The organism is Caulobacter sp. HMWF025, from assembly GCF_003060965.1.
Lineage (GTDB): Bacteria > Pseudomonadota > Alphaproteobacteria > Caulobacterales > Caulobacteraceae > Caulobacter.
Window position 1 is genome coordinate 1 of the sequence record NZ_QAII01000052.1, and the last position, 13,007, is coordinate 13,007.

General features: G+C 64.9%; 14 protein-coding genes. 8 read left to right on the forward strand and 6 right to left on the reverse strand.

Going from position 1 to position 13,007, the window contains the following annotated elements; genetic code table 11:
- The first annotated feature begins 218 nt into the window (after positions 1–218).
- The gene (locus DBR10_RS06900) at positions 219–2,018 is read left to right on the forward strand and encodes a methyl-accepting chemotaxis protein (RefSeq protein ID WP_108504021.1); all 1,800 of its coding nucleotides are present in this window, start codon (positions 219–221) and stop codon (positions 2,016–2,018) included.
- A 51-nt stretch (positions 2,019–2,069) separates the two neighbouring features.
- Here the strand turns inward: DBR10_RS06900 and DBR10_RS06905 are convergent, their stop codons facing one another.
- Positions 2,070–3,872 carry an arginine--tRNA ligase gene (locus DBR10_RS06905; protein ID WP_108504020.1) on the reverse strand — a complete coding sequence of 601 codons (1,803 nt, stop codon included), beginning with the start codon at positions 3,870–3,872 and terminating at the stop codon, positions 2,070–2,072.
- Positions 3,869–4,579 (reverse strand): Tat pathway signal sequence domain protein, encoded by a 711-nt coding sequence (locus tag DBR10_RS06910; protein ID WP_108504019.1) that lies wholly within the window; start codon positions 4,577–4,579, stop codon positions 3,869–3,871. Before DBR10_RS06910 ends, DBR10_RS06905 begins: the two co-directional genes overlap by 4 nt.
- A 151-nt stretch (positions 4,580–4,730) precedes the next feature.
- On the opposite strand from DBR10_RS06910, the gene ispH reads away from it, so the two are divergent.
- The 5 genes from ispH (at position 4,731) to rnhA (ending at position 8,882) form a co-directional block, all read left to right on the forward strand.
- On the forward strand, positions 4,731–5,690 hold the full coding sequence (gene ispH / locus DBR10_RS06915) for a 4-hydroxy-3-methylbut-2-enyl diphosphate reductase (RefSeq protein WP_108489532.1): 960 nt from the start codon (positions 4,731–4,733) through the stop codon (positions 5,688–5,690).
- Between the two features lie 96 nt (positions 5,691–5,786).
- Positions 5,787–6,356, forward strand: coding sequence for a GbsR/MarR family transcriptional regulator (locus DBR10_RS06920; protein ID WP_108489531.1), 570 nt, complete (start codon positions 5,787–5,789; stop codon positions 6,354–6,356).
- Between the two features lie 60 nt (positions 6,357–6,416).
- Positions 6,417–7,415 carry a hypothetical protein gene (locus DBR10_RS06925; protein ID WP_108489530.1) on the forward strand — a complete coding sequence of 333 codons (999 nt, stop codon included), beginning with the start codon at positions 6,417–6,419 and terminating at the stop codon, positions 7,413–7,415.
- Between the two features lie 67 nt (positions 7,416–7,482).
- A complete protein-coding gene (gene thrB / locus DBR10_RS06930) occupies positions 7,483–8,436 on the forward strand; it encodes a homoserine kinase (RefSeq protein ID WP_108504018.1) in 954 nt (317 codons plus the stop codon).
- Positions 8,433–8,882 (forward strand): ribonuclease HI, encoded by a 450-nt coding sequence (rnhA, locus tag DBR10_RS06935; RefSeq protein ID WP_108504017.1) that lies wholly within the window; start codon positions 8,433–8,435, stop codon positions 8,880–8,882. Before thrB ends, rnhA begins: the two co-directional genes overlap by 4 nt.
- Here the strand turns inward: rnhA and DBR10_RS06940 are convergent.
- Positions 8,868–9,311, reverse strand: coding sequence for a winged helix-turn-helix transcriptional regulator (locus tag DBR10_RS06940; RefSeq protein WP_108504016.1), 444 nt, complete (start codon positions 9,309–9,311; stop codon positions 8,868–8,870). The genes rnhA and DBR10_RS06940 overlap by 15 nt on opposite strands.
- Positions 9,312–9,388: 77 nt before the next feature.
- On the opposite strand from DBR10_RS06940, the gene DBR10_RS06945 reads away from it, so the two are divergent.
- Positions 9,389–10,234, forward strand: coding sequence for an SDR family oxidoreductase (locus DBR10_RS06945; RefSeq protein WP_108504015.1), 846 nt, complete (start codon positions 9,389–9,391; stop codon positions 10,232–10,234).
- Between the two features lie 89 nt (positions 10,235–10,323).
- Entirely contained in the window at positions 10,324–10,812 is a 489-nt protein-coding gene (locus tag DBR10_RS06950) for a recombinase family protein (RefSeq protein ID WP_108556227.1), read from the forward strand.
- Here DBR10_RS06950 and DBR10_RS06955 read toward each other — a convergent pair.
- The 3 genes from DBR10_RS06955 to DBR10_RS06965 all read right to left on the reverse strand — a co-directional run bounded on the left by DBR10_RS06955 (position 10,784) and on the right by DBR10_RS06965 (position 13,007).
- Positions 10,784–11,545 (reverse strand): ABC transporter permease, encoded by a 762-nt coding sequence (locus tag DBR10_RS06955; protein WP_108505875.1) that lies wholly within the window; start codon positions 11,543–11,545, stop codon positions 10,784–10,786. The genes DBR10_RS06950 and DBR10_RS06955 overlap by 29 nt on opposite strands.
- Positions 11,542–12,483 (reverse strand): ABC transporter ATP-binding protein, encoded by a 942-nt coding sequence (locus DBR10_RS06960; RefSeq protein ID WP_108489985.1) that lies wholly within the window; start codon positions 12,481–12,483, stop codon positions 11,542–11,544. Before DBR10_RS06960 ends, DBR10_RS06955 begins: the two co-directional genes overlap by 4 nt.
- Before the next feature lie 68 nt (positions 12,484–12,551).
- Positions 12,552–13,007, reverse strand: a complete 456-nt coding sequence (locus DBR10_RS06965) for an NfeD family protein (protein ID WP_233243308.1) — start codon at positions 13,005–13,007, stop codon at positions 12,552–12,554.

Consider the following 13,007-nt stretch of genomic DNA (forward strand, 5'->3'; position numbering starts at 1 on the left):
GGACGCGAATCCCGATGTCTCCCGCGAGGGTTGGGGCTCAATGCTGGAGGGGGGCGCGGGAGTCAAGCGCGGGGCCGGATTTGCGGTCCAAAGCCAGGCCGTGTTGCCGTCAGAGGCCCCGCCGCTACGCCCCCCTGAGACAGATGGCCGCAGGGCAGGTTTCAGGCCCGTTAATCCTGTTTCCTTGAACTGCGAATTCCAGAGCTGCGGATTCGGCCATGAAACTCAGACTTCGAGATGCCTTGAATCTCTTTGCGGGTGCCTTGCTGCTGGGCTTTATCCTGGCCTCAGCAACTGCCGTATTCTCGCTGCTGGAGCTCCGGGTCGGTGGGCCGTTGTCGAAGAAGCAGGCCCACGCCTATGAGCTGCTGGCCGACATTCTGCCACCGCCGCTCTATCTGGTTGAGGCCATGCTGTCCGTGCACCATGGGGTCGAGGACCTTGGTCAGGCCAAGGTGACCCTGGACACCCTGGCTACCCTCAAGGCCCAGGATGAGCAGCGGCGGGACTATTGGCAGACGGTGGGTTTGCCGAAGGAAATCCTGGCGACGCTTGAACAATCCCAGGCTGAAGCCGACGCGTTCTGGAGCGTCGTGGATCAGAAGTACGCGCCGGCCCTGAAATCCGGCGACATAATTGCCGCCAACAGGTCCATTTCCGAACTCGAGCCGATCTATGTCCGGCACCGCAAGATCATCGACGGCCTCGCCATCATGGCCAACAAGGCCGCAGCCGATTCCGTTCTCGAAGCTGAACGCACCACGAAGATCGCCTTTGCTCTCCTGGCGGCGACGACCCTGATGATGCTGGTCCTCGTCGTGGCGGGCTCCAATGCCCTGCGCAATTTCGTTGTGATCCCTCTGTCGAAGGTGTCCGCCTATATGGGCCAGCTGGCTGCGGGGGACTTCAGCCAGGAAGTCCCGATGCAGGGGCGCGCCGACGAGGTGGGCGAAATGGCTAGATCGGTTGCAAACTTCAGAACGGCCTCGCTGGAACGCCAGGCCGCCAAACAGGCCGAGCAGTTGAAGCAGTTCCAGGATCAGGACTGGGCGGCCGAAATGGCCAGAACCGAGGAGCGCAACCTGCGTCAACAGGTCGTCAAACTCCTGGGGGGCGGGCTCCAGCAATTGGCAGAAGGCAATCTGACTCAGCGGATAACCGCAAAATTTCCTCGAGAATTCGAATGTTTGCGCGACGACTTCAACAGCTCGCTGGAAATACTTGAAGAGACGATGGGGCGGGTCCTGGACAGCACCAGCGCTGTTGACAGCGGCTCACGCGAGATTTCCTCGGCGTCTGATGATCTGGCCCGACGCACAGAGCAACAGGCCGCCAGCCTTGAGGAAACTGCCGCAGCACTGGACCAGGTCACCGCCACCGTCAGGCAGACCGCTGAAAACGCGGCTGAGGCCCAGAAGGCTACCTCAGTCAGTCGCACCATGGTCGGCAAGTCCAGCGCTGTCGCCAATGAGGCCATGACTGCGATGGAGCGGATCGATGCCTCTTCACGCCAGATCGGCCAGATCATCACCGTGATCGATGAGATCGCGTTCCAGACCAATCTTCTGGCGCTTAATGCCGGGGTCGAAGCCGCCCGGGCCGGTGAGGCGGGCCGCGGCTTTGCGGTCGTCGCCCAGGAAGTGCGCGCCCTGGCCCAGCGCTCGGCGGATGCGGCCAAGGAGATCAAGACCCTGGTCACCGAGTCCTCGGACAGTGTCCAGAGCGGCGTCGGGCTGGTGGTCCGGGTCGGCGAGGAACTCTCCGGGGTCGTCGATCATTTCGGACGGATCGAGGATCTGGTGAACACCATCGCTTCGGCCGCTCGGCACCAGGCGGTCGGCCTGGCCGAAATCAACAATGCTGTCGGCCAGATGGACCAGGTTACCCAGCAGAATGCCGCGATGGTCGAGCAAACGACCGCCGCCAGCCACAACCTCACCCGTGAAGCCAGTGAGCTCGGGGCCCTGATCCAGCGGTTCACGGTCAGCGACAGTGCCACTCATGACCGGGCAGCCTGACAGGTCTTCGACCCTGAGCGGCTTAGGCGCGGCCTGGCTGGCGTCTGCCGGCTACATCCGTTCCGGTGCCTCGATCCCCAGCAGGTCGAGGACCTGCTCGAGCTGCCGCAGCGTCGTCTGGGCAAGGTTCAGGCGCGAGGCGCGCATGGCCTCATCGTCGGCCCCCATGATCGGGCAGGCCGCATAGAACTTTGAGAAGGTCTGGGCCAGCTTGTAGGCGTGCTCGGCCAGGAAGTTGGGAGCCTTCTTGTCATAGGCCTCCGACAGCGCGCCTTCGAAGGCGTCCAGTAGCATGGCCAGATCCCGCTCGGCGGGTTCGCCGATGACGATCCGCCCGGCCTGTACCCCGGCCTCGGCCGCCCGGCGCAGGACGCTTTTGATGCGCACCGACTGGTACAGCAGATAGGGGCCCGTCTTGCCCTCGAAGCTGGTGAAGCGGTCGAGATCGAAGACATAGGAGGTGCCACGGAAGTTCTGCAGATCCGCAAACTTAAGCGCCGCGACCCCCACCTTGTGGGCGGTGTCCTCGAAGGCCTCCACCGACAGCTCTGTGCCGAGACCGGCTTCGCGCAGGCGCTCGCGGGCCTTTTCGCGGGCCATCTCGATGAGATCGTGCAGCTTCAGAACGCCGCCGGCGCGGGTTTTGAACGGCTTTCCGTCACTGCCGTTCATGGTGCCGAAGCCGATATGCTCCAGGCTGCCTGGCGTGGCATAGTCGGCCAGATAGGCGGCGCGGAACACCGTTTCGAAGTGATCGGCCTGGCGCTGGTCAACGCAGTACAGGATCAGGTGCGGGTCGAACGAACTGCGGCGATCCAGGATGGTCGCCAGATCGGTCGTGCCATACATGGCCGAGCCTTCCGACGAGACGACGAGCAGCGGCAGGACATCGCGTTTGTCATCTTCGCGGGCCACGCGGACGATCCGGGCACCCTGGTCCTCGACCAGCAGGCCCTTGGCCTCCAGCTGGTAGACCATCGGCGCAATCAGGTCCTGCACGTCGCTCTCGCCCTTCCAGAGGTCGAAATCGACGCCGAGGGCATGGAATTCGCGCTCGAGGGCCACCCGGCTGATGTTCACGAAGTGACGCCAAAGCAGGCGGTAGCCGAACCGGCCGTTCTGGAGTTCCGCCGTGGCCTTGCGAGCCCGTTCCTTGAACTCGGGGTCTTCCTTCTGCCGGGCCGAGGCTATCGGATAGATTCGGTCGAGGTCGGCCAGGCTTACCCGCTGGCCGAACTCGGCCATGACCTTGGCCTCGTCGGCCGTCGAGAAACCGCGCGGGGCTTCGATCAGGCGATCCAGCAGGGCACCGATGAAGGCGTCTTCTTCCATGATGGCACTGATCAGCAGGCCCATCTGAAAGCCCCAGTCACCGAAGTGGGCGTCGCCCACCACGTCGTCACCCCGGAAGCGATAGAGGCGCTTGATCGACTCGCCGATGATCGAAGCCCGCAGGTGGCCCACATGCATGGGCTTGGCCACATTGGGGCCGGCATAGTCGATCAGCACGCGGCGCGGCTCGTCGAGAAGCACCGCACCGGTGCGGGGATCGGCGGCGATTTCCCGCGTTCGGGCCGACAGGGCCTCGGCGCTGACACGCATGTTGATGAAGCCGACGCCGGCAATATCGACCGATGCCAGGCGCGGGTCGCCCTTCAGGTGCTCGACCACCTGGACAGCGATCTCGCGGGGATTGCGCTTGGCGCTCTTGGCGGCTGCAAGCGCCCCATTGCACTGGAAATCAGCCAGATCAGGCCGGTCGGACGCCGTCACGCGCCCGAACTCGGGAGACAGTCCGGCGGCCTGGAAAGCGGCCGCGGCCGCTTCACTCAGGGACCGCTTCAAATCGCTCATTGCTTGGTGGTAGTCCCTGGTTGGCCGGCCTGGGCGGTCTGGCCGGCGTTGACGCGGAAGCGCTTGCCGTCGCGATTGAAGGCCGCCATTTCCGGCGTCACGTCAAAGCCGACGAGCACTTCGAAATTGCCGCCGCTGACCTTGGCGTCGGCGCGCGGAATGGTGATGGTGTTGAGGACCTCGGTCGCGAAGACGCGGTCCTGACCGGCCGGAAAGGTGATCGGCAGGTCGAAATACTCCTTGGCGATCACGGCCTGGTTCCGCTCGGTCACTGCGACCCAGTAGCGGTAGGTGCGGTGGCTGTCGGTGGCCTGCGGACCCCGGCCCAGCTGGAACAGGATTTCCATGCGCATGCTGATCGGGTCGTCGCTCTTGTAGGCGCAGCCCGAGGAGATGCCCTGGATCTCGCCCGTATAGCCGACGGTCGTCGGGCTCTCGCGGCCGTCCTTGAATTCGACATAGCGGCTGGCGTCGTACAGCACCTTTACATAGGGGCAGGGGCCGGCATTGCGCAGTTGGGGCAGCGGAGCCTTGGGCTGGTTCCACTCTTCGTCGCGCTTCTTCTTCTTGCCAGCCTGTTCCTCATCCCCGCCGGCACCGCCGCCCTGGTCGCCGCGACCGCGCGATTGGGCATTGGCGCTCATCGCCGTTGCGGCGAGCGAGACGGCCATCAGGGCGCTGAGGGCAAGCGTGAGATTACGGCGCATGAAACGTCCGGTCAGAAAATGAAGAGCCAGTCGGGGCGCGTGCCCCAGGCGGCGTCATGCAGCCTGATAAAGGCATATGCGTGACGTCGCAATGTACAGACTGGGCGCGCTGACTCTGGCGCAGCGATCCCCGAACGCCTAGGTTCGGCCCATGAACGCTCCCGCTCCGGTCCGTCCCGCCCTCACCATCCTGCTGGCCAGCCCTCGAGGCTTCTGTGCCGGCGTGGATCGCGCCATCCAGATCGTCGAGCGCGCCATCGAAAAATTCGGTGCGCCGGTCTATGTGCGGCACGAGATCGTCCATAACCGCCATGTGGTTGACCGGCTGAAGGCCCTGGGCGCGATCTTCATCGAGGAGCTCAGCGAAGCCCCCGACGACCGCCCCATCGTCTTTTCAGCCCACGGCGTGCCCAAGTCGGTGCCGGCCGAGGCCAAGGCCCGGCAGATGATCTATCTGGATGCCACCTGCCCGCTGGTCTCCAAGGTGCATGTCGAGGCCCAGAAGCATTTCGACGCGGGGCGCGAGATTGTGCTGATCGGCCATGAGGGCCACCCGGAGGTCGTCGGCACCATGGGCCAGCTGCCGGAGGGGTCGGTGACTCTGATCGAGGACATTGACGATGCCCGCGTCTGGCAGCCGAAGGACGCCGCCAATGTGGCCTTCCTGACCCAGACCACCCTTTCGGTCGATGATACCGCCGAGATGGTCGATACCTTGAAGGCCCGCTTCCCCGGCATCGCCGCGCCGCATAAGGAAGACATCTGCTACGCCACGACCAACCGCCAGGACGCGGTCAAGAGCCTGGCCCGGGCTTCCGAGCTGGTGCTGGTGGTGGGTTCGCGCAACTCGTCCAACTCGGTGCGCCTGGCCGAGGTCGGCCTGAAGGCCGGGGCCCGCGACGCCCGCCTGATCGACGATGCGACCGGGCTGGACTGGTCTTGGTTTGAAGGCGTCTCCCGGGTCGGTCTGACCGCCGGGGCCTCGGCCCCCGAGGATCTGGTGCAAGGCGTCATCGACGCCATCGCCGCGCGGTTCGACGTCACGGTCGTGGACCTCGTCGAGGCCCGTGAGACCGTGACCTTCAAGCTGCCGAGGCTGCTGACGGCCTAGGACCTTCAGTGCCCTGCCTCGCCCCTGGTCAGAGGCAGGAGCGAACGGTGGGCTGCAGCGCTTGACTTTCTTCCAAATCGGTCGCTTATTTCCGTCATGACAGAAATTACTGACAGGTCTCTGCCTCTTGCGGTCGAGCAGATTGTCCTCCGCTGGGGAGACCTCGGCGGTCAATGGGGAGTCAATCGCTCGGTCGCCCAGATCCAGGCGCTGCTGTTTCTGAGCGAGAAGCCGCTCACGGCCGAGGATATTGCCACGACCCTGGGACTGGCCCGCTCCAATGTCTCGAACAGCCTCAAGGAATTGCTGGCCTGGAAACTGATCCACAGGGTTCCGGTCCTGGGCGACCGCCGGGATCACTATGAGGCGGAGACGGATCTCTGGCAGATGGCCTCAAGGGTCGCGCAAGGTCGCAAGGCCCGTGAAATCGACCCCATGGTGGCTGCCATCAACGACGCCGTGGCAGGCGTCGATGCGCAAGGCCCGGCGATCAGCCCTGAGGTCAAGGCGCGACTGAAGCGGATGCATGCCTTCGTCAACACGGTCGACCATTGGTACGAGCAGATGCTTGACGTCCCGCCTGAGACGCTGATGCGACTGATCCGGATGGGCTCAAAGGTCGTTGGCCTGCTGAAGTTTGTGAGCGGCAAGGACCGCAGCGACTAAAAATTTGTCCGCAAATTTCTTTCAATACGGAAATAACTGACGGAAACGAAGGAGTGCTGGGTGAAGTCGCAATCGCCATGGGCCGAAAGGCCTCGCAAACGTCTCAAGCACCGGGTTCTGTCCGGGTTTGCCCTCGCGCTCATCATCGCCTTGAGTGCCTTCCTGCTGCTCTCAGCCTCCCACGCCGGGTCTGTCTGGTTTGCCAGTCTCTGGTTCCTCGCCCTGCTGCCGGCTGTGCTTTGCGCCCTGATCTGCTACATCGGTGACCCGGACCAGACGCGTTCAGCGACCTTCTACTGGAATGTCCCCCTCGTCCTTTGCGCCCTGGTCTGTGTAGCCTCTGTTTTCGTCCTGCATGAGGGCGTCATCTGCCTCGTGATGCTCTCGCCGGTCTGGCTGGGCAGCGGCTGGGCAGGTGCATTTGTAATGCGTGCCCAACGGGGGCGCCGGGTCCGAGCGCTTGAGTCCAGCTTTTTGATCATTCCGCTGGTCGCGGCCATGGTCGAGGCGCAGATTCCCTTTCCACATGAGACGGTTACGCTCACCCGCAGCGTCCTGATCAACGCGCCGCCCGAGGCGATCTGGCCCTACGCCGTCTCCAGTCGCGACATCGATGTTCATGAAGGGCGCTGGACGGTTACGCATAACCTCATCGGCATGCCGAGGCCGCGGGAGTCCGTGATGGCTGGCACCGGTGTAGGGGCTGTGCGGACGGCCTACTGGGGCGAGCACGTCAATTTCCAGGAACGCATTGTCGCCTGGGAGCCGGGTCAGAAGCTGGGCTGGCGTTTCAACTTCACCAACAGCTCTGTCCAGGAATACACCGACAAGCATATCTCGCCGGACGGCCAGTTCCTGACGGTCGATTCCGGCGACTATCGCCTTCGTCCCGTCAATGCCGGTACGACTGAACTCACCCTGACGACCCGGTACATCGCCAAGACCCACGTCAATCCCTACGCCAAGCTGTGGGGTGAACTGATGATGGGCGACGTGCAGGAGAACGTGCTGACGATCATCAAGGACCGGGCAGAGCGTGCTTCGGAGGGGCAAACCTAGCCTCGCTCGCGGCTCCCGTCGCCCTCACCCTCTTGACCGCCAGCGCCCGCTCCCGCATCCCCCGGGCATGGCCGTCTATACCGACATCACCGACGAAGAACTGTCCGCCTTCCTGGCCGATTTCGACCTGGGGCAGGCGCTGGCGTTCAAGGGCATTGCCGAGGGGGTGGAGAACTCCAACTTCCTGCTGGAGACCGAGGGCGGCCGGTTCATCCTGACGGTCTATGAAAAGCGCGCCCGGCCCGAGGATCTGCCCTATTTCCTCAATCTGATGACCTGGCTGGCCCAGCGCGGCTATCCCAGCGCCCGGGCGATCGCCGACCGCAAGGGGGCGACCCTGAAGACCATTCGCGGCAAGCCCGCCGCCCTGGTCGAGTTCTTGCCCGGTCTGTCGATCCGCAAGCCCACCGCCGCCCATTGCCGCGAAGCCGGTGAGGGCCTGGCGCATCTGCATCTGGCCGGCGAAGGCTATGCGGGGCGCAGGGCCAACGACCTGGGCCAGGCGGCCTGGTCGCCGCTGTTTGCCAAACATCGTCAGGCCGCCGAGGGGCTAAAGCCCGGCCTTGCTGCCACAATCGACAAGGATCTGGCGCAACTGGCCCTGATGTGGCCGCGCAACCTGCCGTCGGGCACGATCCACGCCGACTATTTTCCCGACAATGTCTTCTTCAGGCCAGACGGCAAGTTCGCCGCCGCGATCGACTTCTATTTCGCCTGCGACGACGCCTATGCCTATGACATCGCGGTGATGCTGAATGCCTGGTGCTTCGAGACCGACGGCAGTTTCAACGTCACGGCCGCCCAGGCCCTGCTGGCCGGCTACCAGCGCCGTCGGCCGCTCAGCCCGGCCGAGAAGGACGCGCTGCCGATCCTGGCGCGGGGCGCGGCGATGCGCTTCTTCCTGACCCGTCTAGCGGACTGGGGCGCGACCCCGGCCGGTGCGCTGGTCAAGCCGAAGGATCCGCTGGAGTACGAGCGCAAGCTGGCCGTGCACCGTGAGGGCCTGGTGCTGTTCGCATGACGCCCAAGGTGACGGTCTTCACCGACGGGGCCTGCAAGGGCAATCCCGGCCCAGGTGGCTGGGGCGCGATCCTGATGTATGGCGACAAGAGCAAGGAAATCTGTGGCGGCGAAGGCCACACGACCAATAACCGCATGGAACTGATGGGGGCCATCATGGCCCTTGAGGCTCTGACCAAGCCCTGCAAGGTCGAGCTGCACACCGACAGCCAGTATGTGATGAAGGGCGTCACCCAGTGGATCCATGGCTGGAAGGACCGGGGCTGGAGAACCGCTGACAAGAGCCCCGTCAAGAATGACGACCTCTGGAAGCGTCTGGACACCGCCCGCAACCGGCACGAGGTCGACTGGCGCTGGGTCAAGGGCCATGCCGGTCACCCTCTTAATGAACGTGCCGACGAACTGGCCAACAAGGGCCTGCGCGACGCCAATTCAGGGACGCGCTGAGCTTTCCGGCCTGTCGCTATCCGGCGCTACAGGGGACTCCCAGTGCTGCAGGATCCGGTCGAGGCTGACCTCGATCCAGTCGGCCAGGCTACGGACCTTGGCGGCGACCTCAATCCCCAGCGGCGTCAGGCTGTACTCGACATGTGGCGGCACCACCTGGAAGGCGACGCGGCGGACAAAGCCGTCGCCTTCGAGTTGCTGCAGGGTCTGGGCCAGCATCCGCTCGCTGACCCCTGCGATACGCCGACGCAGAACGCTGAAGCGACAGGTGCCGCTCTCGAGCGTCATCAGCACCAGCACGCCCCAGCGGCTGGTCACATGATTCAGGACCTGCCGCGACGGGCAGGCGGCCGACATCAGATCCCCACGCGCCAGCTTGGACGACAACGGAACGGCCTCGGTCAGGGCAGGATTGGGAGAATTCTTCATACTTACATTTATGTACGTACTTACTAAAAGTAATCAATAGGCCCAGATGTCCTCCGTCACACTCACGGAGATCAAACATGACCATCGCCATTACCGGGGCCACCGGCCACCTGGGCCGCCGCGTCGTTGAGCATCTGAAGGCCCTGGTTCCCGCGGACCAGATCATTGCCCTGGTCCGGGACCCGGCCAAGGCGACCGACCTTGGCGTTGCCGTCCGCGCGGCGGACTATGGTCAGGCAGGCACGCTTCCGGCCGCCCTGGCCGGGGTTGAGACCCTGCTGCTGATCTCGGGCAGCGAGGTGGGGCAGCGCCTGCCGCAGCATCGCAATGTCATCGAGGCCGCCAAGGCCGCCGGTGTCGCCCGCATCGTCTATACGAGCATCCTGCGAGCCGACACCACGCCACTGATCCTCGGCGAAGAGCACCGCGCGACCGAGGCCCTGATCAAGGCCTCGGGCCTGACCTACACCCTACTGCGCAACGGCTGGTACACCGAGAACTATACGGCTTCGATCCCGGCCGCTCTCGGGGCCGGTGCCTTGATCGGCAGCGCCGGCGAAGGCCGAATTTCTGCCGCCACCCGGGATGACTATGCCGAGGCCGCTGCCCGGGTCGTTGCCAGCCCGGGGCATGAGAACCGGACCTATGAACTGGCCGGCGACGTTGCCTTCACCCTGGCCGACCTGGCCGCCGAGGTATCCCGCCAGACCGGCAAGGCGGTCCCCTATCAGAACCTGCCGGAGGCCGACTATGCCGGCATCCTGGCCGGCTTTGGCCTGCCCGCGGCCTTCGCCGATATCCTGGCCCAGTCTGATCTCTGCGCTTCGCGGGGCGCGCTGTTTGATGACGGCCGTCAACTGGCTGCCCTGATCGGCCGCCCGACGACGCCGCTGGCCCAGGCCGTGGCGGCGGCGCTCGCCTAGCGGGGGAGCCGCCCCACGAAGTTGTGGGCGGCCGACCGGCGCGCGTGAAAACTGCTCGCCAACCGGTGACCGGTTTGCAAAGTGGCCCGATGAACTTTGTCGGCTACTACCGCCTGCCGCCCGTGCGCGGGGTCTTCTTCAGTCCGGCCCAGGAGGAGCGTCTGCTGCTCCTGGGCTGTCAGGAGGTCTTCAGCGACCGGTGCCTGGCCGGCGGCGTCGTCCGCAGCGGTCTCGACCGGGCGCTGACGGCGCTCGAGCCAGGCGGGGTGCTGGCCGTGCCCAGCCTGCACGCCCTGGCGGGGGCGATGGTCGATCTGCTTGACGTGGTCCGGAGGCTGAGGGCGCTGAACCTCGATCTCGTCGTCGTACAACCGCCAATCGACACCCGCAGCGACGCCGGCTTCTTCGAGGCCTGTCAGATCCTGGCGACCTTCAACGGCGAGCGCAGTCTCGTACGCAACGCCGAGGCCACGATGATCGCCCGGGGTGCGCCCCGGGAAGAGCGCCGGGCGGTGGCGAACTCCGGCGAGACGGTCGCCGAGCCTGACCTCAGCTCTTCAGACGATAGCCTGTCCTGAAGATCCACCACACCGCCGTCAGACAGAGGGCCAGGAACAGGGCCGTCATGCCCAGGCTGATGCCGACTCCGACGTCGGAGACGCCGTAGAAGCTCCAGCGGAAACCGCTGACCAGATAGACCACCGGGTTGAACAGGGTGATCTTCTGCCAGATCGGCGGCAGCATGTTGATCGAATAGAAGCTGCCGCCCAGGAAGGTCAGGGGCGTGATGATCAGGGCCGGTACGATCTGCAGCTTCTGGAAGTTGTCGGCCCAGACCCCGATCACGAAGCCGAACAGGCTGAAGGACACCGCCGTCAGGACGAGGAACAGCGCCATCACGAACGGGTGGGCGATCTCGAACGGCACGAAGATCCGCGCCGTGGCCAGGATCAGCAGGCCCAGCAGCACCGACTTGGTGGCCGCGGCTCCGACATAGCCGATCACGGTCTCGATCCACGAGACCGGCGCGCTGAGCAGCTCATAGATCGTGCCGGCCCATTTGGGCATGTAGATGCCGAACGCGGCGTTGGAGATGCTCTCGCTCAGCAGGGACAGCATCACCAGACCCGGAATGATGAAGGCCCCGTAGCTGACGCCGTCGATGGCCTGCATGCGCGAGCCGATGGCCGAGCCGAACACGACGAAATAGAGCGAGGTCGAGATTACCGGGGCCAGGATGCTCTGGGCCAGGGTCCGGAACCAGCGGGCCAGCTCGAACCGGTAGATGGCGGAAATGGCATAGAGGTTCATGCGGCGTCCCTCACCAGGCTCACGAAGATGTCTTCCAGCGAGCTCTGGCTGGTGTGCAGGTCCTTGAAGTCGATCCCTTCAGCCCCGAGGCGGCGCAGCAGGTCGGCGATTCCGGTCTCTTCGGCCTGGGCGTCGAAGGTATAGATCAGCTCCTGGCCACCGGCGGCCAGCTCCAGCGGATAGCCAGCCAGGGCCTCGGGGATCGCCGCCAGCGGGGCCTGCAATTGCAGGGTCAGCTGCTTCTTGCCCAGCTTGCGCATCAGCACCGCCTTGTCCTCGACCAGGATGATCTCGCCCTTGCTGATCACCCCGATGCGGTCGGCCATCTCCTCGGCCTCCTCGATATAGTGGGTGGTCAGGATGATGGTGACGCCGCTGTCGCGCAGCGCCCGGACCATCTCCCACATGTCGCGGCGCAACTCGACATCGACCCCGGCGGTGGGCTCGTCGAGGAACAGGATGGCCGGCTCGTGGCTGAGCGCCTTGGCGATCATCACCCGGCGCTTCATGCCGCCCGACAGGGCTAGGATCTTGCTGTCCTTCTTGTCCCAGAGAGACAGGTCGCGAAGGATCTTCTCGATATGGGCGTCGTTCGGGGCCTTGCCGAACAGGCCGCGCGAAAAGCGTACCGTGGCCCAGACGGTCTCGAAGGCGTCGGTGTGCAGTTCCTGTGGCACGAGGCCGATCTTGCTGCGGGCGGCGCGATAGTCCTTCACCACGTCATGGCCGTCGGCCAGGATCGTGCCGGTGCTGGGGTTGACGATGCCGCAGATGATGCTGATCAGCGTGGTCTTTCCGGCACCATTAGGGCCCAGCAGGGCGAAGATCTCGCCCGGGCGGATCTCCAGATCCACCGTCTTCAGGGCCTGATGCCCGGACGCATAGGTCTTGGTCAGACCCGACACAGAGATGATGGACGTCACGAAGCCCCCTCGCATCGCCGCAGGCGAGTGACGCACGGCGTTCGCAGCCAATAGGCTCCTGGCGCTTGCAGCGCCAGTGACCTTCAGCAGGCGCGGACTGTCACGGTGGTACCGTCCAGAGCGGTCACGGCGATCCGCTGCCCCGGTGATGGTGGCGGGCCCTCGAGCCGGGCCTGCCATTCCTTACCGTCGACGAACACCCGGCCCCGATCGCCCTCGAAGGGAGCCAGGAGCTCACCCTCGCGGCCGATCAACTGGGCCAGGGGGTCATTGAGGTCCGGCGTGCCGCTGTCGAGCACCGGCTTCAGGAAGCGTCGGCTGAGCACGGTACTGGCGATGGTGCTGAGGGCAAACAGGATCACCTCGACCGGCGCGCCCATGGGCAGGAGCAGGGTCAGGACCCCGACCACGGCTGCGCAGGCTGCGGGCCAGAGCAGCCAGCCGCTGCCCGTGGCCAGCTCGATCGCCAGCAGGCCGGCTGCGATGATCAGCCAGACCCAGAAGGGATGGCTGGCATGGAACATCGCGAGGCTGTCCAC